Source organism: Pseudomonas sp. IT-P4, assembly GCF_949767755.1.
Taxonomy (GTDB): domain Bacteria; phylum Pseudomonadota; class Gammaproteobacteria; order Pseudomonadales; family Pseudomonadaceae; genus Aquipseudomonas; species Aquipseudomonas monachiensis.
On record NZ_CATKPX010000020.1, the window covers coordinates 58608 to 81354 of the forward strand.

20 protein-coding genes are annotated in these 22747 nt (G+C 53.3%); all 20 read left to right on the forward strand.

Features of this window, described 5'->3' with window-relative positions; genetic code table 11:
- Window positions 1–42 precede the first annotated feature (42 nt).
- The gene (mtnA, locus tag ACM6IT_RS05160) at window positions 43–1119 is read left to right on the forward strand and encodes an S-methyl-5-thioribose-1-phosphate isomerase (RefSeq protein ID WP_150753948.1); all 1077 of its coding nucleotides are present in this window, start codon (window positions 43–45) and stop codon (window positions 1117–1119) included.
- Between the two features lie 424 nt (window positions 1120–1543).
- Window positions 1544–4198 carry a DNA gyrase subunit A gene (gyrA, locus tag ACM6IT_RS05165; RefSeq protein WP_056727165.1) on the forward strand — a complete coding sequence of 885 codons (2655 nt, stop codon included), beginning with the start codon at window positions 1544–1546 and terminating at the stop codon, window positions 4196–4198.
- A 219-nt stretch (window positions 4199–4417) separates the two neighbouring features.
- On the forward strand, window positions 4418–5503 hold the full coding sequence (gene serC / locus ACM6IT_RS05170; protein WP_056727164.1) for a 3-phosphoserine/phosphohydroxythreonine transaminase: 1086 nt from the start codon (window positions 4418–4420) through the stop codon (window positions 5501–5503).
- Window positions 5503–6597 carry a prephenate dehydratase gene (pheA, locus tag ACM6IT_RS05175; RefSeq protein WP_007939916.1) on the forward strand — a complete coding sequence of 365 codons (1095 nt, stop codon included), beginning with the start codon at window positions 5503–5505 and terminating at the stop codon, window positions 6595–6597. Before serC ends, pheA begins: the two co-directional genes overlap by 1 nt.
- Before the next feature lie 13 nt (window positions 6598–6610).
- Window positions 6611–7723 (forward strand): histidinol-phosphate transaminase, encoded by a 1113-nt coding sequence (hisC, locus tag ACM6IT_RS05180; protein WP_223541097.1) that lies wholly within the window; start codon window positions 6611–6613, stop codon window positions 7721–7723.
- Between the two features lie 28 nt (window positions 7724–7751).
- The gene (locus ACM6IT_RS05185) at window positions 7752–9959 is read left to right on the forward strand and encodes a bifunctional prephenate dehydrogenase/3-phosphoshikimate 1-carboxyvinyltransferase (protein ID WP_056727162.1); all 2208 of its coding nucleotides are present in this window, start codon (window positions 7752–7754) and stop codon (window positions 9957–9959) included.
- Complete coding sequence (gene cmk, locus ACM6IT_RS05190) at window positions 9956–10645, forward strand: (d)CMP kinase (protein WP_007973641.1); 690 nt, start codon at window positions 9956–9958, stop codon at window positions 10643–10645. Before ACM6IT_RS05185 ends, cmk begins: the two co-directional genes overlap by 4 nt.
- Window positions 10646–10765: 120 nt before the next feature.
- Window positions 10766–12457 (forward strand): 30S ribosomal protein S1, encoded by a 1692-nt coding sequence (gene rpsA, locus ACM6IT_RS05195; protein ID WP_007973639.1) that lies wholly within the window; start codon window positions 10766–10768, stop codon window positions 12455–12457.
- A gap of 210 nt (window positions 12458–12667) precedes the next feature.
- Window positions 12668–12952, forward strand: coding sequence for a hypothetical protein (locus ACM6IT_RS05200; RefSeq protein ID WP_414917636.1), 285 nt, complete (start codon window positions 12668–12670; stop codon window positions 12950–12952).
- Window positions 12953–13101: 149 nt separating this feature from the next.
- Window positions 13102–13398 (forward strand): integration host factor subunit beta, encoded by a 297-nt coding sequence (gene ihfB / locus ACM6IT_RS05205; protein WP_003369729.1) that lies wholly within the window; start codon window positions 13102–13104, stop codon window positions 13396–13398.
- Window positions 13399–13425: 27 nt separating this feature from the next.
- The gene (locus tag ACM6IT_RS05210; protein ID WP_414917637.1) at window positions 13426–13665 is read left to right on the forward strand and encodes a lipopolysaccharide assembly protein LapA domain-containing protein; all 240 of its coding nucleotides are present in this window, start codon (window positions 13426–13428) and stop codon (window positions 13663–13665) included.
- Between the two features lie 224 nt (window positions 13666–13889).
- Window positions 13890–14966 carry a dTDP-glucose 4,6-dehydratase gene (rfbB, locus tag ACM6IT_RS05215; RefSeq protein WP_414917661.1) on the forward strand — a complete coding sequence of 359 codons (1077 nt, stop codon included), beginning with the start codon at window positions 13890–13892 and terminating at the stop codon, window positions 14964–14966.
- The gene (locus ACM6IT_RS05220; RefSeq protein WP_414917638.1) at window positions 14963–15346 is read left to right on the forward strand and encodes a hypothetical protein; all 384 of its coding nucleotides are present in this window, start codon (window positions 14963–14965) and stop codon (window positions 15344–15346) included. Before rfbB ends, ACM6IT_RS05220 begins: the two co-directional genes overlap by 4 nt.
- A 201-nt stretch (window positions 15347–15547) precedes the next feature.
- Entirely contained in the window at window positions 15548–16609 is a 1062-nt protein-coding gene (locus ACM6IT_RS05225) for an LPS O-antigen chain length determinant protein WzzB (RefSeq protein ID WP_414917639.1), read from the forward strand.
- Window positions 16610–16822: 213 nt separating this feature from the next.
- Window positions 16823–17701, forward strand: a complete 879-nt coding sequence (gene rfbA, locus ACM6IT_RS05230) for a glucose-1-phosphate thymidylyltransferase RfbA (protein WP_414917640.1) — start codon at window positions 16823–16825, stop codon at window positions 17699–17701.
- 39 nt (window positions 17702–17740) lie between these two features.
- Window positions 17741–18301 carry an acyltransferase gene (locus ACM6IT_RS05235; protein WP_414917641.1) on the forward strand — a complete coding sequence of 187 codons (561 nt, stop codon included), beginning with the start codon at window positions 17741–17743 and terminating at the stop codon, window positions 18299–18301.
- Window positions 18298–19443 carry a dTDP-4-amino-4,6-dideoxygalactose transaminase gene (gene rffA, locus ACM6IT_RS05240; RefSeq protein WP_414917642.1) on the forward strand — a complete coding sequence of 382 codons (1146 nt, stop codon included), beginning with the start codon at window positions 18298–18300 and terminating at the stop codon, window positions 19441–19443. Before ACM6IT_RS05235 ends, rffA begins: the two co-directional genes overlap by 4 nt.
- A complete protein-coding gene (locus tag ACM6IT_RS05245; RefSeq protein WP_414917643.1) occupies window positions 19427–20722 on the forward strand; it encodes an O-antigen translocase in 1296 nt (431 codons plus the stop codon). Before rffA ends, ACM6IT_RS05245 begins: the two co-directional genes overlap by 17 nt.
- A complete protein-coding gene (locus ACM6IT_RS05250) occupies window positions 20722–21630 on the forward strand; it encodes a glycosyltransferase (RefSeq protein ID WP_414917644.1) in 909 nt (302 codons plus the stop codon). The genes ACM6IT_RS05245 and ACM6IT_RS05250 overlap by 1 nt, the downstream gene beginning before the upstream one ends.
- Before the next feature lie 40 nt (window positions 21631–21670).
- A complete protein-coding gene (locus ACM6IT_RS05255; protein ID WP_414917645.1) occupies window positions 21671–22744 on the forward strand; it encodes an EpsG family protein in 1074 nt (357 codons plus the stop codon).
- Window positions 22745–22747: the final 3 nt, after the last annotated feature.

Below are 22747 nucleotides of genomic sequence, written 5' to 3' on the forward strand. Positions count from 1 at the left end.
CGCTATAATCGGCGGCTTTTGTTCATGAGTGCGGGGTGAGGGATGCGCGATCGACTGTTGGCTGCGGAAAAGGTAAAGGCCATCGATTGGCGTGATGGCGCTCTTCATCTGCTGGATCAGCGTATTTTGCCGTTCGAGGAAACCTGGATTGCCTACACCAGTGCAGCGGGTGTGGCCGAGGCAATCCGCTCGATGGTGGTGCGTGGCGCGCCGGCCATCGGCATTAGCGCCGCTTATGGCATCGTGCTCGCGGCCCGGGCCCGGATTGCCGAAGGTGGCGACTGGTACGCGGCGCTGGAAGAGGATTTCATGCTGTTGGCCGATTCCCGTCCTACAGCCGTCAACCTGTTCTGGGCGCTGGGCCGCATGCACGACCGGCTTGATCGCCTGAAGGACAATGCCGATCCGCTGGCGGTGCTGGAGGCCGAGGCTATCGCCATTCATGAAAGTGATCGCGAAGCCAACCTGACCATGGCGCAACTGGGTGTCGACCTGATCCGCAAGCATCAAGGCAACGCCCAGGCGATCCTGACCCATTGCAACACCGGCGCGCTGGCCACGGGCGGCTTTGGCACGGCGCTGGGGGTGATTCGTGGCGCTTTCATCGAGGGCATGGTCGAGCAGGTCTATGTCGACGAAACCCGCCCATGGCTGCAAGGCTCGCGGCTGACCGCGTGGGAACTGGCCAATGAAGGCATTCCCGTGACCCTCAATGTCGATTCCGCCGCGGCGCATATCATGAAGACCAAAGGCCCTACCTGGGTCATCGTCGGCGCTGACCGGATCACCGCCAATGGCGACGTGGCCAACAAGATTGGCACCTATCAGCTGGCGGTCAACGCCATGCACCACGGCGTTCGCTTCATGGTGGTGGCGCCGAGTTCGACCATCGACATGAACCTGGCCAGTGGCGATGACATTCCGATTGAGGAGCGTGATGGTCGCGAGTTGCTGGAGGTCGGTGGCAAGCGCGTCGGCGCTGATGTCCATGCCTTTAACCCGGTGTTCGACGTGACGCCGGCGGACCTGATTGATGCGATCGTCACCGAAAAAGGCATCGTCGAACGCCCGGATACGGCGAAAATGGCGCAATTGATGTGCCGTAAGCGTCTGCATTAAATCATTAAGGTTGCACGAAATCCCTGTAGGAGCTGCCGAAGGTTGCGATCTTTTGATCTTCCCGGCATAAGTCGGTAGCGGTCCTGAAAAGATCGCAGCCTTCGGCGGCTCCTACAGGTCGGTGTTTACAAGTGAAAAATACGGTTGAATGCCGGTTGATCGCAGCTCTAAGCCTCTCTCGTCCCCCTCAAGCCTGTCACCGGTCAACTAACTACTCTCCATGCGCGTCTGGGGGATAGGTGCGTGGCGGCTCTTGTGATAACATCCGGCGGTTTCCAGGGTTGCCCGAAGTGGCGACCCGTACTGCGCAGATCCATGGCATAACTCGTTGATTTGTTGTAAGCCAATGCATGGCACTGAGCCTGCAGCGGCGAGCTTCGTTGGTCCTGACGAAGTTTCACCAGAAAAAGGAATCAGGCTTCTCATGGGCGAACTGGCCAAAGAAATCCTCCCGGTCAATATCGAAGACGAGCTGAAGCAGTCCTACCTCGACTACGCGATGAGCGTAATTGTCGGGCGGGCACTGCCGGATGCGCGCGATGGCTTGAAGCCCGTGCACCGGCGCGTGCTGTTCGCGATGAGCGAGCTGGGCAACGACTTCAACAAGCCGTACAAGAAATCTGCCCGTGTTGTCGGTGACGTGATCGGTAAGTATCACCCGCACGGTGATACCGCGGTGTACGACACCATCGTTCGGATGGCGCAGCCATTCTCCCTGCGCTACCTGCTGGTAGACGGCCAGGGCAACTTCGGTTCGGTGGACGGCGACAACGCCGCGGCCATGCGATACACCGAAGTGCGCATGACCAAGCTGGCGCACGAGCTGCTGGCTGACTTGCATAAAGAAACCGTGGACTGGGTGCCGAACTACGACGGCACCGAAATGATCCCGGCGGTCATGCCGACCCGTATTCCCAACCTGCTGGTCAACGGCTCCAGCGGTATCGCCGTGGGCATGGCGACCAACATTCCGCCGCACAACCTCGGTGAAGTCATCGACGGTTGCCTGGCGCTCATCGACAACCCGGAACTGACTGTCGACGAGCTGATGCAATATATCCCCGGTCCGGACTTCCCGACCGCCGCGATCATCAACGGTCGCGCCGGCATCATTGAAGCCTATCGCACCGGTCGCGGTCGCATTTACATGCGCGCCCGCTCGATGATCGAAGATATCGACAAGGTCGGTGGCCGCCAGCAAATCGTCATCACCGAACTCCCTTACCAGCTGAACAAGGCGCGTCTGATCGAGAAGATCGCCGAGCTGGTAAAAGAGAAGAAGCTTGAGGGCATCACCGAACTGCGCGACGAGTCCGACAAGGATGGTATGCGCGTCGTGATCGAGTTGCGTCGCGGCGAAGTGCCTGAGGTCATCCTCAACAACCTCTACGCCCAGACCCAGCTGCAAGCGGTGTTCGGTATCAACATCGTTGCGCTGATCGACGGCCGTCCGCGGATCCTGAACCTCAAGGACCTGCTGGAAGCCTTCGTCCGTCACCGTCGCGAAGTGGTAACCCGTCGTACCGTGTTCGAACTACGTAAAGCACGCGAACGTGGTCACATCCTTGAAGGTCAAGCGGTTGCCCTGTCGAACATCGACCCGGTCATCGCCCTGATCAAGGCCTCGCCAACCCCGTCGGAAGCCAAGGAAGCGCTGATCAGCACCCCCTGGGAGTCCTCGGCCGTGGTGGCAATGGTTGAGCGTGCCGGCGCCGATTCGTGCCGTCCGGAAAACCTCGATCCGCAATACGGCCTGCGCGATGGCAAGTACTTCCTGTCGCCAGAGCAGGCGCAAGCCATTCTGGAACTGCGTCTGCACCGCCTGACCGGTCTGGAGCACGAAAAGCTGCTGGCCGAGTATCAAGAGATCCTCAACCAGATCGGCGAGCTGATCCGCATCCTCAACAGCGCCACGCGCCTGATGGAAGTGATCCGCGAAGAGCTGGAAGTGATTCGCGCCGAATACGGCGACGTGCGTCGTACCGAAATCCTCGATGCCCGTCTCGACCTGACCCTGGGTGACATGATCCCGGAAGAAGAGCGCGTCGTGACCATTTCCCACGGTGGCTACGCCAAGACCCAGCCGCTGGCTGCGTACCAGGCCCAGCGTCGTGGCGGTAAAGGCAAGTCGGCGACCGGCGTCAAGGATGAGGACTACATCGCTCACCTGCTGGTTGCCAACAGCCACACCACGTTGCTGCTGTTCTCCAGCAAGGGCAAGGTGTACTGGCTGAAAACCTACGAAATCCCTGAAGCGTCCCGCGCTGCCCGTGGTCGTCCGCTGGTCAACCTGTTGCCGCTGGATGACGGTGAGTACATCACCACCATGCTGCCGGTCGAGGAATACACCGAAGGTCACTACATCTTCATGGCTACCGCCAACGGCACCGTGAAGAAGACCCCGCTGGAATCCTTCAGTCGTCAACGCAGTGTCGGCCTGATCGCACTGGAGCTGGACGAAGGCGACGTGCTGATTTCCGCGGCCATCACCGATGGCGAGCGTGAAGTGATGCTGTTCTCCGACGGCGGCAAGGTCACCCGCTTCAAGGAATCCGACGTTCGCGCCATGGGCCGTACCGCCCGCGGTGTGCGCGGCATGCGTCTGCCGGAAGGCCAGAAGCTGATTTCCATGCTGATCCCGGAAGAAGGCAGCCAGATCCTCACCGCTTCGGCGCGTGGCTATGGCAAGCGCACGGCGATCACCGAGTTCCCTGAGTACAAGCGTGGCGGTCAGGGCGTTATCGCCATGGTCAGCAACGAACGTAACGGCCGTCTGGTCGGTGCGGTCCAGGTGCTCGACGGCGAGGAAATCATGCTGATTTCCGACCAGGGCACCCTGGTGCGCACCCGTGTCGACGAAGTGTCCAGCCTGGGTCGTAACACCCAGGGCGTGACCCTGATCAAACTGGCCAACGACGAAACACTGGTCGGGCTGGAGCGGGTTCAGGAGCCGTCGGAAGTCGAGGGTGAAGAACTCGAAGGCGAAGAGGGTGAAGGGTTTGTCGGTGAAGTCGTGATCGACGACGTTGCCGAAGACCAGCAACTCGACGCTGCCGCTGACGAAGAACCACAGGAATAAGCGGGTAAGCAGGGGGCGGATGAAAATTCGCCCCCTTGTTGTTTGTCCTCAAGGAACTGTGGAATTGATTTTAATGTAGGAGCTGTCGAGCGAAGCGAGGCTGCGATCTCTTGATCTGGCTCTTGCTATCACTTGGCATTAAAAGATCGCAGCCTCGCTCTGCTCGACAGCTCCTACAGATTTACTGCGTGATACCACCAAATCAGAGCGAGATTGGATGTGAGCAAGAGAGCCTATAACTTCTGTGCCGGTCCTGCGGCGCTTCCCGAAGCTGTCCTGCAGCGCGCCCAGGGTGAACTCCTCGACTGGCACGGCAAGGGTCTGTCGGTCATGGAAATGAGCCATCGCAGCGATGAGTTCGTGTCCATTGCCACCAAGGCCGAGCAGGATCTGCGTGATCTGCTGAATATCCCCTCGAACTATAAAGTGCTGTTTCTGCAAGGTGGCGCGAGCCAGCAATTCGCTCAGATTCCTCTGAACCTGTTGCCGGAAAACGGCTCGGCCGACTATATCGACACCGGTATCTGGTCGCAGAAAGCCATCGAAGAAGCGTCGCGCTACGGCAATGTCAATGTTGCCGGCACCGCCAAGCCTTACGACTATTTCGCCATTCCGGGCCAGAACGAATGGACGCTGTCGAAAGACGCGGCCTACGTTCACTACGCGCCGAACGAAACCATCGGCGGTCTGGAGTTCCAGTGGATCCCGGAAACAGGCGATGTTCCGCTGGTCGCCGACATGTCCTCGGACATCCTGTCGCGCCCGGTGGATGTGTCGCGCTTCGGCATGATCTACGCCGGCGCCCAGAAAAACATCGGCCCGAGTGGCATTGTCGTCAACATCGTTCGCGAAGACCTGTTGGGCAAGGCCCGTTCCCTGTGCCCGACCATGCTCAATTACAAGGTCGCGGCCGATAACGGCTCGATGTACAACACTCCGCCTACCCTGGCCTGGTACCTGTCCGGCCTGGTGTTCGAGTGGCTCAAGGAGCAGGGCGGCGTCGAGGCCATCGGCAAGCTCAATGAAGTCAAGCAGCGCACGCTGTACGGCTTCATTGATGCCAGCGGCCTGTACAGCAACCCGATCAACAAGTCGGACCGCTCGTGGATGAACGTACCGTTCCGCCTGGCTGATGATCGCCTGGACAAGCCATTCCTGGCCGGTGCCGACGAGCGTGGCCTGTTGAACCTCAAGGGGCACCGTTCCGTGGGCGGCATGCGCGCCTCCATCTATAACGCCGTCGACATCAACGCCGTCAACGCGTTGATTTCGTACATGGCAGAGTTCGAGAAGGAACACGGCTAATGTCTGAGCAAGAACTCAAGGCACTGCGCCTGCGCATTGATGCCCTGGACGAAAAGGTCCTGGAGCTGATCAGTGAGCGTGCGCGCTGCGCCCAGGAAGTCGCGCGGGTAAAGATGGCCTCGCTGGCCGAAGGCGAAGTGCCGGTGTTCTATCGTCCTGAGCGTGAAGCTCAGGTGCTCAAGCGAGTCATGGAGCGCAACCAGGGGCCGCTGGGCAATGAAGAGATGGCGCGGTTGTTCCGCGAAATCATGTCTTCGTGCCTGGCGCTCGAGCAGCCGCTGAAAGTGGCCTACCTCGGCCCTGAAGGTACGTTCACCCAGGCGGCGGCCATGAAGCACTTCGGCCACGCGGTGATCAGCAAGCCGATGGCGGCGATCGACGAAGTGTTCCGTGAAGTGGCGGCGGGGGCGGTGAATTTTGGCGTGGTGCCGGTGGAGAACTCCACCGAAGGCGCGGTCAACCACACCCTCGACAGCTTCCTTGAACACGACATGGTGATCTGCGGCGAAGTCGAGCTGCGTATTCACCATCACCTGTTGGTCGGTGAAAACACCAAGACCGACAGCATCAGCCGCATCTACTCCCACGCCCAGTCCCTGGCCCAGTGCCGCAAGTGGCTGGACGCCCATTACCCGAATGTCGAGCGCGTGGCGGTGTCCAGCAACGCCGAAGCGGCCAAGCGGGTCAAGGGTGAGTGGAACTCGGCGGCGATCGCCGGCGACATGGCGGCCGGCCTGTATGGCTTGACCCGTCTGGCTGAAAAAATCGAGGACCGTCCGGATAACTCCACGCGCTTCCTCATGATCGGCAACCAGGAAGTGCCGCCGACCGGCGACGACAAGACCTCGATCATCGTTTCAATGAGCAACAAGCCGGGTGCGCTTCACGAGTTGCTGGTGCCGTTCCACGACAATGGCATCGACCTGACGCGAATCGAGACTCGTCCATCGCGCAGCGGTAAATGGACCTACGTGTTCTTCATCGACTTCGTCGGCCACCACCGCGACCCGCTGGTCAAGGGTGTGCTGGAAAAGATCAGTCAGGAAGCAGTGGCACTCAAGGTGCTGGGTTCCTACCCGAAAGCAGTTCTTTAAGGGGCGGTAGCAAATGAGTGGCAATTTCCTCGCTCTGGCACAGCCGGGCGTGCAACAACTTTCGCCTTATGTTCCGGGCAAACCCGTGGACGAACTGGCGCGTGAGCTGGACCTCGATCCAGCCAGCATCGTCAAACTGGCGAGCAACGAAAACCCGCTGGGTGCCGGCCCCAAGGCGCTGGCGGCGATCCGCGATGCGTTGGCCGAGCTGACCCGTTATCCGGACGGCAACGGTTTTGCCCTCAAGAGCCTGCTGGCCGAGCAGTGCCGCGTCGAACTCGACCAAGTCACGCTGGGCAACGGTTCCAACGACATCCTGGAGCTGGTCGCGCGTGCCTATCTGGCGCCGGGCCTGAACGCCGTGTTCAGCGAGCATGCGTTCGCGGTCTACCCGATTGCCACTCAGGCGGTCGGCGCCCAGGCCAAGGTGGTTCCAGCCAAGGATTGGGGGCATGACCTGCCTGCCATGCTGGCGGCGATCGATGCCAACACCCGCGTGGTGTTCATCGCCAACCCGAACAACCCGACCGGGACCTGGTTCGACGCCGAGGCGCTGGACGAATTCCTGCAGGATGTGCCGGAGCATGTGCTGGTCGTGCTGGACGAGGCTTACATCGAATACGCCGAAGGCAGCGATCTGCCGGATGGCCTGGACTTCCTGGCGGCTTATCCGAACCTGCTGGTTTCCCGTACCTTCTCCAAGGCCTATGGCCTGGCTGCGCTGCGCGTGGGTTATGGCTTGTCCACGGCGGTGGTTGCAGACGTGCTGAACCGTGTGCGCCAGCCGTTCAACGTCAACAGCCTGGCCCTGGCCGCGGCCTGTGCGGCGTTGAAGGACGAAGAGTATCTGGCGCAAAGCCGTCAGTTGAACGAGTCCGGCATGCGGCAGCTGGAAGCCGGTTTCCGTGAGCTGGGGCTGAGCTGGATCCCGTCCAGGGGCAATTTCATCTGCGTCGATCTCGGTCAGGTCGCGGCCCCGGTGTTCCAGGGCTTGCTTCGTGAAGGCGTGATCGTGCGTCCGGTGGCCAACTACGGCATGCCGAACCACCTGCGCATCACCATTGGCCTGCCGGCAGAGAACAGCCGCTTCCTTGAAGCGCTGACCAAGGTTCTGGCTCGTGGTTGATGTCACTGCGCTGCAATCTGCCGGACCTATGATCGGTCGCCTGGTGGTGGTCGGCCTTGGATTGATCGGCGGTTCGTTTGCCAAGGGTTTGCGTGAAAGCGGTCTGTGCCGCGAAGTGGTCGGGGTCGATCTCGATCCGCAATCGCGCAAGCTCGCGGTCGAGTTGGGTGTGGTGGATCGCTGCGAGGAGGACCTGGGCGTTGCTTGTCAGGGTGCCGACGTCATCCAGCTGGCGGTGCCGATCCTGGCCATGGAAAAATTGCTCGTGCGTCTGGCGGGCATGGATCTGGGGCAGGCGATCCTGACCGATGTCGGCAGTGCCAAGGGCAATGTGGTGCGTGCGGCCACCGAAGCATTTGGCAAGATGCCGTCATGTTTCGTGCCGGGGCACCCGATTGCCGGTTCCGAGCAGAGCGGGGTGGAAGCCTCCAATGCCGAACTGTTCCGTCGCCATAAAGTGATCCTGACGCCGCTGGATCAGACCGATCCCGCAGCCCTGGCGCTGGTCGACCGTTTGTGGCGCGAGTTGGGTGCCGATGTCGAGCACATGCAGGTCGAACGTCACGACGAAGTGCTGGCCGCGACCAGCCATCTGCCGCACTTGCTGGCGTTCGGCCTGGTCGACTCGTTGGCCAAGCGCAATGAAAATCTTGAGATCTTCCGTTACGCTGCGGGCGGTTTCCGTGATTTCACAAGAATCGCCGGAAGCGACCCGGTCATGTGGCACGACATCTTCCTCGCCAACCGTGAAGCTGTCCTGCGCACACTCGATACATTTCGCAGCGATCTCGACGCCTTGCGCGACGCGGTCGATGCAGGGGATGGGCACCAATTGTTGGGCGTTTTCACTCGCGCCCGGGTTGCCCGCGAGCATTTCAGTAAAATCCTGGCCCGCAGGGCCTATGTGGACGCTATGAATTCCAACGATCTGATTTTCCTGGCTCAACCTGGTGGCCGCCTTTCCGGTCGGATTCGCGTACCAGGCGACAAATCGATTTCCCACCGTTCGATCATGCTTGGCTCCCTGGCCGAAGGCGTCACCGAAGTCGAAGGTTTCCTGGAGGGCGAAGATGCCCTGGCGACCTTGCAGGCGTTCCGTGACATGGGCGTGGTCATCGAAGGTCCACACCACGGTCGCGTGACCATTCACGGCGTTGGCCTGCATGGCCTGAAGCCGGCACCGGGCCCGATCTACCTGGGCAACTCCGGTACTTCGATGCGTCTGCTGTCCGGCCTGCTGGCTGCGCAGAACTTCGACAGCACCCTGACCGGCGACGCTTCGCTGTCCAAGCGCCCGATGAATCGCGTGGCCAATCCGCTGCGTGAAATGGGCGCAGTGATCGAAACCGCCGCCGAAGGTCGTCCACCGATGACCATTCGTGGTGGCCATAAACTCAAGGGCCTGACCTACACCATGCCGATGGCCAGTGCCCAGGTTAAGTCCTGCCTGCTGTTGGCCGGTCTGTATGCCGAAGGCAAGACCACGGTCACCGAGCCTGCTCCGACCCGCGACCATACCGAGCGCATGCTGCGCGGCTTCGGCTACCCGGTAACGGTCAATGGCGCAACCGCATCGGTCGAGTCTGGCAACAAGCTGACAGCGACCCACATTGAAGTCCCGGGTGATATTTCGTCCTCGGCGTTCTTCCTGGTGGCGGCATCGATCGCCGAAGGTTCGGAGTTGGTACTGGAACACGTCGGCATTAACCCGACCCGTACCGGTGTGATCGACATCCTGCGCCTGATGGGCGCCGACATCACCCTGGAAAACCAGCGTGAAGTGGGTGGCGAGCCCGTGGCTGACTTGCGCGTACGTGCAGCTAAACTCAAGGGTATCGAGATTCCCGAGGCGCTGGTTCCGCTGGCGATCGACGAGTTCCCGGTGCTGTTCGTCGCCGCCGCCTGTGCCGAAGGGCGCACCGTGTTACGTGGCGCCGAAGAGTTGCGGGTCAAGGAATCGGATCGTATCCAGGTCATGGCTGATGGCTTGCTGGCATTGGGCGTCAAGTGCGAGCCAACCCCGGATGGCATCATCATCGACGGCGGCCAGATCGGCGGCGGTGAAGTGCACGGTCATGGTGATCACCGTATCGCCATGGCGTTCAGCGTTGCTTCGCTGCGCGCCAGTGCGCCGATCCGTATTCATGATTGCGCCAACGTCGCGACGTCGTTCCCGAACTTCCTGGCGCTGTGCGCACAGGTCGGTATTCGCGTGGCACAAGAGGCACAGTCGTGAACAACATTGCACCGGTCATCACCATCGATGGACCAAGCGGTTCGGGCAAGGGCACGGTAGCCGGGATTCTGGCCAAGCGCCTGGGCTGGAACCTGCTGGACTCCGGTGCGTTGTACCGATTGCTGGCCTTCGCCGCGCATAACCACGGTGTCGACCTGACCAATGAAGAGCTGCTGAAGAAACTCGCCGCTCATCTGGATGTGCAGTTCATCGCCGCGACGGACGGTCAGTTGCAACGCATCATTCTGGAAGGTGATGAAGTCAGCGATGTCATTCGCACCGAAAGCGTCGGTTCCGGCGCTTCCCAGGTGGCTGCGCTGCCGGCTGTACGCGAGGCGCTGCTGCAACGCCAGCGGGCTTTTCAGGAAGCGCCGGGCCTTGTGGCGGACGGTCGCGACATGGGCACAGTGGTATTTCCCGACGCGCCGCTGAAGATTTTTCTGACGGCCAGCGCCGAGGAGCGGGCACGCCGCCGATATTTGCAGTTGAAGGGCAAAGTCGAGGGTGTTAGTCTGTCGAGTCTGCTAGATGAGATACGTGCGCGCGATGAGCGTGACACCCAGCGAGCGGTAGCCCCGCTCAAACCGGCGGCTGACGCCATACAGCTGGATTCCACGGAATTATCCATCGACCAGGTGCTGGAACGCATCATGAGCGAGATCGCCATTCGCGATATCGCCGGGTGACCAAGAAGGTCGCAGGGGACCAGTCATAGTCCTGCGGTGGCTTCTTTTAAATGAAACTAACCCACACCGTCTGGGGTGTGGAGATGGGCGTATTCTTCGCCCTCATCAACAGGAATTAAAATGAGCGAAAGCTTTGCGGAACTCTTTGAAGAAAGCCTAAAAACCCTGAACCTTCAGGCAGGCTCCATCATCACCGGTGTTATCGTTGATATCGATTACCAGGCTCGCTGGGTAACCGTTCACGCTGGCCTGAAGTCTGAAGCACTCATCCCGCTTGAGCAGTTCTACAACGACGCTGGCGAACTGAACATCAACGTCGGTGACGAAGTTCACGTTGCTCTGGACTCGGTTGAAGACGGCTTTGGCGAAACCAAGCTGTCCCGTGAAAAAGCCAAGCGCGCTGAATGCTGGATTGTTCTGGAAGCAGCCTTCGCAGCCGAAGAAGTGGTCAAGGGCGTTATCAACGGTAAGGTTAAAGGCGGCTTCACTGTCGACGTTAACGGCATCCGTGCGTTCCTGCCAGGTTCTCTGGTTGACGTCCGTCCAGTGCGCGACACCACGCACCTGGAAGGCAAAGAGCTGGAATTCAAGGTCATCAAGCTGGACCAGAAGCGCAACAACGTTGTCGTTTCCCGTCGTAGCGTCCTGGAAGCCGAGAACTCCGCCGAGCGCGAAGCTCTGCTGGAATCCCTGCAGGAAGGCCAACAAGTCAAAGGTATCGTCAAGAACCTCACCGATTACGGCGCATTCGTCGATCTGGGTGGCGTCGATGGCCTGCTGCACATTACCGACATGGCTTGGAAGCGTATCAAGCATCCTTCCGAAATCGTCAACGTTGGCGACGAGATCGATGTCAAGGTTCTGAAGTACGATCGCGAGCGCAATCGTGTTTCCCTGGGCCTGAAGCAGCTGGGCGAAGATCCATGGGTTGCTATCAAAGCCCGTTACCCAGAAAGCACTCGCGTTACCGCGCGTGTAACCAACCTGACCGACTACGGCTGCTTCGCTGAGCTGGAAGAAGGCGTTGAAGGTCTGGTACACGTTTCTGAAATGGACTGGACCAACAAGAACATCCACCCTTCGAAAGTCGTACAAGTCGGCGACGAAGTGGAAGTTATGGTTCTGGACATCGACGAAGAGCGTCGTCGTATCTCCCTGGGCATCAAGCAGTGCAAATCTAACCCATGGGAAGATTTCTCTGGCCAGTTCAACAAGGGCGATAAAATCTCCGGCACCATCAAGTCGATCACCGATTTCGGTATCTTCATTGGTCTGGACGGCGGCATCGACGGCCTGGTTCACCTGTCCGACATCTCCTGGAACGAAGTGGGCGAAGAAGCCGTTCGCCGCTTCAAGAAGGGCGACGAGCTGGACACCGTTATCCTGTCGGTTGACCCAGAGCGCGAGCGCATCTCCCTGGGTATCAAGCAACTGGAAAGCGATCCGTTCTCCGAGTACGTTCAAGAGAACGACAAAGGCGCCATCGTTAAAGGCATCGTGAAGGAAGTTGACGCTAAAGGCGCCATCATCACTCTGGCCGACGATATCGAAGCGACTCTGAAAGCCTCCGAAATCAGCCGTGACCGCGTTGAAGACGCGCGCAACGTTCTGAAAGAAGGCGAAGAAGTAGAAGCCAAGATCATCAGCGTTGACCGCAAGAGCCGTGTAATTCAGCTCTCGATCAAGTCGAAAGACGTTGAAGACGAGAAAGAAGCAATCCAGAGCCTGCGCGACAAGCCAGTAGCTACTGATGCTCCTGTGGCCACCACTCTGGGTGACCTGCTGCGTGCACAAATGGAAAAGCAGAACTAAGTTCTGACTTTCTGTAAAAAAGGGCGACTTCGGTCGCCCTTTTTTGTGCCTGGCGTTTGGTGGATTACCTGCGGATGTAGTTGCTTGGGGTGTGAACCAAAAATATCGAGAGAAGGTCTGAATGTTTAGTCGGATCAAACGCTTATTTGCAGCTAGGCTTTAGCCTGAGGTTGATGATCGCCCGATAGGCTTTCTGGCAAAAGGACGTGAATGAACAAGCTCATTGTCGCAGTAGCAGTGCTGGCATTGGCGGGTTGTACCACCAACGCCAAAACTCACGTAGTGCGTGGGGTTAGCGGTATTGAGGTCGATTGTTCGGGGCTAGGTTCGAAGTGGGAGAAGTGTTACACGCGTGCAGCCAAGGAATGCAAGGGGGTGGGCTACCAAGTGGTAGCAAGGTCTGATGATCTCAAGGAAGGGGAGGAGGAGGGAGGGCTTTTTGGGTTCAACCCGGCAGGTTTCCTGACGCGCACCCTGTTGGTGATTTGCCGGTGAGAGGGTGATCGCCCAGGGTCTTCCTGATCCAGGAATCAAGCATTTCAGGGGGCTGGGATGGATGGCAAAACTCAGGCTGTTCAAAATCGCGCAGGCGTGCTAAAACCTTTGAAGCGCTGATCTAGCTGCTTGAAAAAGAAGGGAAAAATATGACGAAGTCGGAGTTGATCGAACGAATTGTCACCCATCAAGGGCTGCTCTCATCCAAGGATGTGGAGTTGGCCATCAAGACCATGCTTGAGCAAATGTCCCAATGTCTGGCTACCGGGGATCGGATCGAGATCCGGGGGTTTGGCAGCTTTTCTCTGCACTACCGTGCGCCGCGGGTAGGGCGCAATCCGAAAACCGGCCAGTCTGTAAGTCTCGACGGCAAGTTCGTTCCGCATTTCAAGCCCGGGAAAGAGTTGAGGGATCGGGTGAATGAGGATGAGGAGGAAGGGCTTTGACAGTCGCCGCCAATCAAGGAGCCCTTCATGCGTAATCTTATGCGAGTGCTGCTTGGTGTGTTGATTCTTTTTCTGGTGCTGATGATCCTGGCGTTCGTGCTGGAGAATCAGCAATCGGTTACCTTGTTTTTTCTCGGTTGGGCTGGCCCACAACTGCCAGTCTCTTTGGTGATAGTACTGGCTCTGCTGGCGGGGATGGTCGTCGGGCCGCTACTCGGTTGGATTCTAGGGCGATCGTCCAGGATTTTACGCAAGCGGCTTGTCTAGTAACATCCAGTACGGGTGCTTAGAGAGCTTGCGCCACAGCTTGTCTACATCCTTTAGCAAATCGGTCATTAGGCTGTAGAATGTTGCGCTTGTTCGAGAGCGGTCCATCTCCACATCGACTCAGACTGGCTCTGACAGACGCCGCTTTTTTTGATGGCTTTGTATTCATGGATGTGGCAGCGCTGATGTGCAGCCCCGTCAGCAACTCAAGGGTATGGTTTCGCGTGAAAATTCTCGTAACCGGCGGAGCCGGATTTATTGGCTCGGCAGTCATTCGTCATATAATTGCGAATACCGCAGATTCTGTTGTTAACGTCGATAAACTTACCTATGCCGGTAATCTCGAGTCTTTAGCGGAGGCCAGTCAGAGCTCGCGTTATGTATTCGAGCACGTTGATATCTGCGACCGTGACCAGATCGATCGTGTACTGCTTGAGTCTCAACCCGACGCGATCATGCATTTGGCCGCAGAGTCGCACGTTGACCGCTCGATCTCGGCGCCCTCTGATTTCATTCAGACCAATATTATCGGCACCTACACCTTGCTGGAGGCTGCGCGTCAATATTGGATGGCACTGGACGATACACGCAAGGCCGGTTTCCGGTTTCACCATATCTCGACTGATGAAGTTTACGGCGACCTGGAAGGTCCGGAAGACTTGTTCACTGAAACTACACCCTATCAGCCAAGCTCGCCTTACTCGGCCAGCAAGGCCAGTTCCGATCACCTGGTCAGCGCCTGGAGTCGCACTTACGGTCTGCCAACCCTGATCACCAACTGCTCGAACAATTACGGCCCGTGCCATTTTCCTGAAAAACTGATCCCGCTGATCATTCTCAATGCTCTGGAAGGCAAGCCCCTGCCTGTCTATGGCAAAGGCAATCAGGTTCGTGACTGGCTCTATGTCGAAGATCACGCCCGTGCACTCTACAAAGTTGTGACCGAAGGCGCCATCGGTGAGACTTACAACATTGGTGGTCATAACGAAAAGCAGAATATCGAAGTCGTCCATACACTGTGCGCGTTGCTCGATGAACTGCGTCCAAACTCTGCTCACCGTCCCCACGCTAGCCTGATCACTTATGTTCAGGACCGACTAGGTCATGACCAGCGTTATGCAATTGATGCCAGTAAAATTCAGCGCGAGCTTGGGTGGGTGCCGGAAGAGACATTCGAAACGGGTATTCGCAAGACGGTTGAGTGGTATCTGAACAACACTGAATGGGTGGAGCATGTGAAGAGCGGAAGCTACCAGCAGTGGATCGACCAGAATTATGCGGGTCGTTCGAGTACGGTATGAAAATCCTCCTGCTCGGGAAAAACGGCCAGGTTGGCCGGGAGCTACAGCAATCAGTCGCGCCACTGGGCGAGTTGGTCGTGCTGGATCGTCAGAAGGTTGATGGTCTCTGCGCAGACTTGTCTGATCTGCTACGTCTTCCCAAAGAGCCTGAAACTTTAAGCGTCATTGCTGATCAGATAGGGGTTCCGACAGGTGAGGATCTGATCGCGGATGAAACAAGCGCTTGTCCGACTCCAGCGCGACGACAGCTAAACTCGCGTTTGAATAGACAAAAACTCCGTGAAAACTCCTCACTGTACTTACCAGGCTGGCAAACGGGCAAAGGCCGCAATGCTCAGGAAACTCATAAGCGACTGATAAATACAAAAACAGGACTGTAGTTTTCAATGAGTAGCATTTTTTACTCTAGCTATCATGATTTTACAAATTTTTGCCATGCTTAAATAAAATATTTTCACCTCAATGTATGACTAAACTCATTGAAGGGCACTGATTTGAGTAAGTGGGGCGTGTGCAGAGAGGAACTGGAAGTGTTTTACATGGTTGGAGCTATAGTTTTTTTATTTCAAGGGTTTTAGGATATGCAGGTTGGTTCAAGTAATTCAGTAGTCAATGATGGTCTCGATTTGCACGCGCTTGCCTATACACTTTGGCGACAAAAAATTGTGATTTTGTGCGCTGCGCTGCTGGGAACATTCGTAGCCGCTACCTATGCATTCCTCGCAGAGCCTTTGTACGAAGCGAAGGCTTTTGTGATCCCGCCTACCCAAAATGACATTGAGAACTTAAACTACGGTCGCATCGATCAGTCAAAGTTACCTCAGTTTACGGAAAAAGAAGTTTATTCGGTTTTTTTGAAAAATTTGCAAAGTGAGTCACTTCGTCGTGAGTTTTTCAAAAATACATATTTAGCTGCGCAAGGGAAGAGTGAGGATCCTACAAGGCAGCTATATGAGAAGCTTTCGAAGAATCTCGTTATTTCCATAGTTGGTAAAGAAGCGTTGGATCGATACTCCGTTGTTATGCTGCATAATGATCCGGAAATGGGGGGCAAGTGGATTGAGCAACTGTTGGCGCGTGCACAGCAATTGGCTATGCAAGAGATCAACAAAAATATCTCCAGTGAGTATGATATTGAGTCTCAAAATCTTCATCAGGAAATAGTCTCGTTGCGAGAAGTTGGAGACAAGACAAGAGAAGATAGCTTAATTAAACTTCGTGAGGCCCTAGTGGTTGCCCAGGCTATTGGTCTTGAAAAGCCACCAGCCGTTGGCGGCGACTCGAAAGCCTCGCTTGGTATTGTAGGTAACATGGACGGTGATCTTACCTACATGCGCGGTACGAAAGCACTGACGGCTGAAATAGAAAATTTGAAAACAAGGAAGTCTGACGATCCATTTATCAGCCGGTTGCGAGAGATAGAAACGAAGTACAATTTTTATAATCAACTTTCAAAAAGCTATCGAGAAGCCAAAGCTTTCAGGATGGATGGACTCGTAGAGAAATCGGGCTCACCAGTCAAGCCAAAATTCTTGTTTGTAATTTTGGCTGGTATGTTTTTAGGTCTTGTTTTTGGGGTGGTTGTTGCAGTTGTTCGTGACTTTTTTATGACCAATAAAGTGGCTGTACAAAAGAGCCTATGACACGCAGCGATCTCGCCCACTTTGATAGATTCTATTTATCGTGACGGTTGTTTGATTTGCCAGGTCTATTGAACGGCGTTGGTTGTCTTGTGGGACGGCTTTATGTTCGTCTATCGGAAAAATAGCACTAAACAGGTGTAGGATTATGTTTAGCCGGTAGATTGTTTGTATCAATGTTGGTGAGAAGCCTAGGGTCAGGCACGAGGGAAGAGTATGAAAGGCATCATTCTGGCAGGCGGTTCGGGAACTCGTTTGTACCCACTGACGAAAGGGGTATCCAAGCAGCTGCTTCCGATTTACGACAAGCCGATGATTTTTTATCCGCTTTCTGTGCTCATGCTCGCCGGGATACGTGATATCCTGATTATCACGACGCCTGAAGATCAAGCTGGATTTCAACGTTTGCTTGCTGATGGCAGTCAGTTCGGTGTCAACCTCACATATGCAATTCAAGCAAGTCCCGATGGACTTGCACAAGCATTTCTTATCGGTGAGAAATTTATTGGTAAGGATTCGGTATGTTTGGTGCTTGGCGATAATATTTTTTATGGCCAGGGATTTACGCCCATGCTCCAACAGGCGACGAAGCGTAAAGGCGGCGCCACAGTTTTCGGTTATCAAGTGAAGGATCCAGAGCGATTTGGTGTTGTTCAGTTTGATGACAGTCGTAAAGCGATCTCTATTGAAGAAAAGCCACTCAAGCCAAAGTCGAATTTTGCAGTAACCGGATTGTATTTCTACGACAATGACGTGATTGAAATTGCAAAACAAGTCAAGCCTTCTTCGCGCGGCGAGCTGGAAATTACCTGTATAAACCAGGCATATCTGGAGCGAGGAAGTTTGCATGTCGAACTTCTGGGCCGAGGATTTGCGTGGCTGGATACCGGTACCCACGAAAGCTTGCTCGAGGCTTCGCATTTTGTTGAAACAATAGAAAAGCGCCAAGGTTACAAGGTCGCTTGTTTAGAGGAAATTGCCTTTAATAATGGATGGTTGACCGTTGCAGAGCTCAAAAGGACAGGGAATGAACTGAAGAAAAACAGTTATGGACAGTACCTGTTGAGTCTGGTTGACGAGATTGATGAGAAGTAATTCGTTTAGAGTTTGAGTTAAGTCCTATATGGGTGGCCTATGGCGTACTTGAGCGCAATACAGTTGAGTGAACTAGGTTTCAGAACCCTCGGGAAAGAAGTAAAAATAAGTGATAAGGCTGCTATCTATAATCCAGAGCTGATTGACCTTGGGGATTACACGCGTATAGATGATTTTTGCGTGGTGTCGGGGCGCGTGGTGTTTGGTAACTACAATCATATTACACCAATGTGCCTCGTTGCTGGTGGAGAGCCAGGTATCGAGTTTTCCGACTTCTGTACGCTGGCTTATGGTGTGAAAATATTTTCGCAATCAGATGATTACAGTGGTGCCACACTTGCCAACTCGTTGGTTCCAAAGAAGTATAAAAAAGAAATATTCGAGAAGGTTAAGCTGGAGCGTCATGTAATAGTTGGAGCAGGGGCAATAGTGATGCCTGGAGTCACTATTAAAGAGGGCTGCTCCATAGGTGCTATGGCATTGGTTACGAAAAGCACTGATCCATGGGGGATTTACGTTGGTGTTCCTGCTGAGCGAGTGAAGGAGCGGAAGCGAGACCTCCTGGCACTCGAACAAATATTTCTGGATGAACAAAAATGACTATTCCATTTAATAAACCACCCTATACCGGAAATGAAGACCAATACGTCATTTCCGCAATGCGCAGCGGAAAGATGTCTGGTGACGGGGAATTCACCCTTCGTTGTCAGCGTTGGTTTGAAGAAAAACTACACTGCAAAAAAGCATTGTTAACACCTTCGTGTACTCAGGCGCTTGAAATGGCTGCTCTGCTGGTTGATATTCAACCGGGCGATGAAGTGATCATGCCTAGTTATACGTTTGTTAGTACAGCTAATGCTTTTGTATTGCGCGGTGCAAAAATCGTGTTTGTCGATATTCGCCCTGATACTATGAATATTGATGAATCGCTTATCGAGGCCGCAATTACCGACAAAACAAAAGCTATTGTGCCCGTCCATTACGCAGGGATTGCATGCGAAATGGACACAATTATGTCCATCGCAAAGCAGCATAACCTGTTTGTCATCGAAGATGCCGCTCAAGGTATGATGTCGACCTATAAAGGCAAGGCGTTAGGTACCATTGGCCACATGGCAGCCTATAGTTTTCATGAAACAAAGAACTATACAAGTGGTGGTGAGGGAGGGCTGCTGCTCATAAATGATGAACAATTTATAGTGCGAGCGGAGATCATTCGAGAAAAAGGAACTAATCGCAGTCTGTTTTTCCGTGGCATGATTGATAAATATACCTGGGTCGATGTTGGTAGTAGTTATCTTCCGGGAGAACTGCAAGCTGCTTATCTATTCGGTCAACTTGAAAAGGTGGACGAGATAAATAGTGCAAGACGTCATATCTGGGAAAGTTATTATCTGGCATTAAAAGAACTCTCCGACGCTGGCCATATCGAACTTCCGACGACACCTGATGGATGTGTCGGCAACGCCCATATGTTTTATATAAAAGTCCGGGATATCGACGTTCGAACAAAAGTACTAGGCTTGCTCAAGGATCAAGAGATCGGTGCAGTTTTCCATTACATTCCACTCCACTCAGCGCCTGCGGGATTACGGCTTGGTCGTTTTCATGGCAAGGATGTCTGCACCACTGTTGAGAGTGAGCGCCTGATTCGTCTGCCAATTTGGTACGGAATGCAAAAGAAGGACATAGATCGAGTAGCTTCTGTTGTCATCGGTGCGGTTCATGCATCCAACCAGTAAAGTTGCAAAAAATCTCTCTGATAGTAAGCGTGCGCTAATCAGCGCCGCTTTGACTACTCTCTCCCAAATTTCGAAAATCGGGGTTGGTTTCGCCTTCATTAAGCTTGTTGCTGTATACCTCGGTGCAGAGGGCATGGGGCAGTTAGGGCATTTTATGAGTGCTGTCACCATGCTTTCTCTACTTGCAGGGGGAGGGATTGTAAACGGCCTTATTAAATACGTCGCACAGTACAAAAAACAACCTAAGGAACTGCTGAAGACGATTGCAGTTTCCAAAGCGTACTCTTTAACGTTTTGTGTTGGTGTGTGTTTGTTGGGGTGTTCTTTTTCCAGGATTATCTCCAGCTATATCTTTAAGACGCCTGATTATTATTGGATTGTAGTGTTTCTTTCTGTTTGTCAGTTTGGGTTTGCTTTTACCAATCTAGTGACGGGAGTCGCAAATGGTCTTCGTGATACCAAGACTTTTGCGGTCATTCAAATAGTCGGAAATATACTGGTTCTCCCGGTAAGCTGGATCTTGATTCAAAGGTTTGATTTTGTCGGTGCGGCGATATCGATGGTGCTTTTTTTCTCGTTTTATTCGATACCAGCATTGTATTTTTACTGTAAATCTATTTTCTTGAAATTGCCCATCGGTTTTAAATTTGAGACGCAAGGTTTTAAGCGATTGTTGTCCTTTACATTGATGGCGACAGTTGGAGCAATCAGCGTTCCATTGGTCGAAATCATTATTCGTGAACAAATTATTGAGCATGTTGGATTTGTAGCCGCAGGTATTTGGCAGGCATCGATAAAAATATCCAGTGCATACATGGGTTTTTTTACGATTTTTCTCGCTGTTTATTTTATGCCAATGATTTCTGAAAAGACTAAGGTGTCGGAGATTACACCTCTGGTTCTTCGATTTATGAAACTCGTTATGGTGATTTTCGTACTGGGCGGAACGGTGTTTTTCGCTCTTCGTCAATACGTAATTCCATTACTGCTTTCATCCGAGTTTTCCGAGCTTGAAGGTCTTATTAAGTATCAACTGCTAGCGGATTTTTTTCGTGTTATTACGTATGTGATAAGCTTCGTCGTCGTGGCCCGGGCGGCACTCAAAATATATTTGATAAGTGAGCTGACCCAAGGCGTGGTGTTTTGCAGCCTGAGTCTGTTTTTTTTGAATAGTGGGCAGGGTGTCGAAGGCGCATTTATCGCTAACTTAATAATGAATGTAATTTATTTCATAGTTTCGATTTTCGGCTTTGTAATTTATAAAAGGAGAAATGCCTGATGTTATCCGGGAGTGTGGTCGTATCTTGTTATAATCAGCAAGATTACATAGAGGAATGTCTGGATAGTATCCTTTCTCAGGATATAGATTTTGATTGTGAAATTATTATCTCGGATGATTGTTCAACCGATCGAACACAAGAAATACTTCGTGAGTACTCCAGCAAGCACGAAGGTAGAATAAAACTGCTGTTGAGAGAGAAAAATGTTGGCGCCGCTTTAAATTACCATGGTGTCCACAAGATGGCGTCAGGAGATGTTATTTACCATTTTGATGGTGATGATGTCATGCTGCCGGGGAAACTTCAGCAGCAGTATAATATTTTTAAAGATAACACAGATGTAAATGTCGTATTCCACAAGGCTATTTATTTTTCTGATGACGGGTCTTACTCTTCCGAAACCCAGTACCCAAGTCCTGAAGCAAGCCTGGTTTCTTTTATCTCGCTTCAGGAAATGGCTCGCTGGGGAGCGGTCGCGGTTCACAGTTCCTACGCCTATCGTCGAGCTTCCAGGAAGGCAGTCATTACTCGAGAATTTATGGAGTGGTTTTTCGTTATCGATTCCTTACTTCCTAGCGGCAAGGCGGCTTACATAAATTCTCCGCTAGTAAAATATCGGTGCAATCCATCTGCAGGTTCTTATTTGTCGACGACAAAAGGAAAAATAAAGTCGTATACGATTTATTTTGATGATTTGTATCGATATTTTTATCAGTTACCAGAACTGAGAAAAGATCTATATTCTAATTTTGTTGTCACGTTCCTGGCGATGGCAAAATCTACTCGCAAGTGCACATTCAAGGGGTTGATGTTTCTATTGCGTAATTTTTACTACTTCCGGCTACGCAAATTTATGGATACGGTAAGTGTTAGAAAACATGTAGGCCCTGAGAGCAAGGTTCGTTGACTAGAGAGCAGTGCAATGTGAAACTGATTGAGGCGAGAGAATGGCAGGTTTAGAGTTGTATGGCACACCACTGTATGTGATAAGTGTTTTTCTGCTTTTATTGACTGCAGTGAAAACGTTGGTGCCTGATAATAGGGCGGACAATCTGTTTCGCACGATAGAGTTTTTTGTCGTTTTTTTTGCGATTGTTGCGGCGTCCTATTATATATCTAATCGACCATTTGATATGGAAGGTGATACCGAGGTCTACATAAATTTTTATAACGATGTTAATTCTGGTCTCGAGAATCCATTTCAAACTTTTGAACCTGGCTTTATTGGGGTGGTCAATTTTTTTGGTTTCCTTGGTTTGAGCTATCAGTGTTTTTTCTTCTTTGTTGCGTTTGTGTTTTTATGGTCCTATTACTTTTTGCTGAAAGTTGTATTTGGCAGAGGCTCTAGTTGGGCGCTCCCTGTTTTTGCGGTTTTGTTGTTTTATCCGTTCTTTTTTTCATTGACAGCAAACATTATTCGTCAAGGTTTTGCTCTTTGTTTTGTGAATTTTTCCTTGGTTTGTTGTGTCAAGGAGTATTGGCGTCGAGGTGTAGTGTTTTCATTGTTGGCAACACTGTTTCATAAGTCTTCATTGGTTTACTTTCCTTTTGTGCTTTTTCGAAAGCAAATTATAGGTATTGGTGTTGTTGGTGTGGTGGGTTTTTGGGTGCTGGTGTCTATGGCATCCTACTTTAAGGTTTTTTCCTTATTGGCGTCCATGCTGTTCGAGTTGTTATCGGGTTACGGTTTGTCAATAAACTATACTGATGTCGATAATATTGACTATATAACAGGGTTCAGATGGGATTTTTGGGCGTTTTCGTCATTTTCCATAGTGTTGTTGATAGCGCTTAAACTACTAGAGGGAGGCCGTAAAAATGAAACGTATATATTCTATATCTGTGCGTTTCTTTCTTGTTTGCATATCGCGATGTTTGATGTGGCTTATAATGATAGATTTGGCATTTATGCCTGGATTTTTTACCCCTTGGAGATCGGGTACGTCATTCGCCTCGCATGTGCCAGTTCAGCGACCGGAAAACGATCAAAAGAAACTGGAAACGAAAATGTATTTTTATAAGAG

What these genes read in the sequence shown, in the direction of transcription:
- mtnA (WP_150753948.1), top strand. Translation starts at nt 43, where the DNA reads ATGCGCGATCGACTGTTGGCTGCGGAAAAGGTAAAGGCCATCGATTGG.
- gyrA (WP_056727165.1), top strand. Translation starts at nt 1,544, where the DNA reads ATGGGCGAACTGGCCAAAGAAATCCTCCCGGTCAATATCGAAGACGAG.
- pheA (WP_007939916.1), top strand. Translation starts at nt 5,503, where the DNA reads ATGTCTGAGCAAGAACTCAAGGCACTGCGCCTGCGCATTGATGCCCTG.
- hisC (WP_223541097.1), top strand. Translation starts at nt 6,611, where the DNA reads ATGAGTGGCAATTTCCTCGCTCTGGCACAGCCGGGCGTGCAACAACTT.
- ACM6IT_RS05185 (WP_056727162.1), top strand. Translation starts at nt 7,752, where the DNA reads ATGATCGGTCGCCTGGTGGTGGTCGGCCTTGGATTGATCGGCGGTTCG.
- rpsA (WP_007973639.1), top strand. Translation starts at nt 10,766, where the DNA reads ATGAGCGAAAGCTTTGCGGAACTCTTTGAAGAAAGCCTAAAAACCCTG.
- ACM6IT_RS05200 (WP_414917636.1), top strand. Translation starts at nt 12,668, where the DNA reads ATGAACAAGCTCATTGTCGCAGTAGCAGTGCTGGCATTGGCGGGTTGT.
- ihfB (WP_003369729.1), top strand. Translation starts at nt 13,102, where the DNA reads ATGACGAAGTCGGAGTTGATCGAACGAATTGTCACCCATCAAGGGCTG.
- ACM6IT_RS05210 (WP_414917637.1), top strand. Translation starts at nt 13,426, where the DNA reads ATGCGTAATCTTATGCGAGTGCTGCTTGGTGTGTTGATTCTTTTTCTG.
- ACM6IT_RS05220 (WP_414917638.1), top strand. Translation starts at nt 14,963, where the DNA reads ATGAAAATCCTCCTGCTCGGGAAAAACGGCCAGGTTGGCCGGGAGCTA.
- ACM6IT_RS05225 (WP_414917639.1), top strand. Translation starts at nt 15,548, where the DNA reads ATGCAGGTTGGTTCAAGTAATTCAGTAGTCAATGATGGTCTCGATTTG.
- rfbA (WP_414917640.1), top strand. Translation starts at nt 16,823, where the DNA reads ATGAAAGGCATCATTCTGGCAGGCGGTTCGGGAACTCGTTTGTACCCA.
- ACM6IT_RS05235 (WP_414917641.1), top strand. Translation starts at nt 17,741, where the DNA reads ATGGCGTACTTGAGCGCAATACAGTTGAGTGAACTAGGTTTCAGAACC.
- rffA (WP_414917642.1), top strand. Translation starts at nt 18,298, where the DNA reads ATGACTATTCCATTTAATAAACCACCCTATACCGGAAATGAAGACCAA.
- ACM6IT_RS05245 (WP_414917643.1), top strand. Translation starts at nt 19,427, where the DNA reads ATGCATCCAACCAGTAAAGTTGCAAAAAATCTCTCTGATAGTAAGCGT.
- ACM6IT_RS05250 (WP_414917644.1), top strand. Translation starts at nt 20,722, where the DNA reads ATGTTATCCGGGAGTGTGGTCGTATCTTGTTATAATCAGCAAGATTAC.
- ACM6IT_RS05255 (WP_414917645.1), top strand. Translation starts at nt 21,671, where the DNA reads ATGGCAGGTTTAGAGTTGTATGGCACACCACTGTATGTGATAAGTGTT.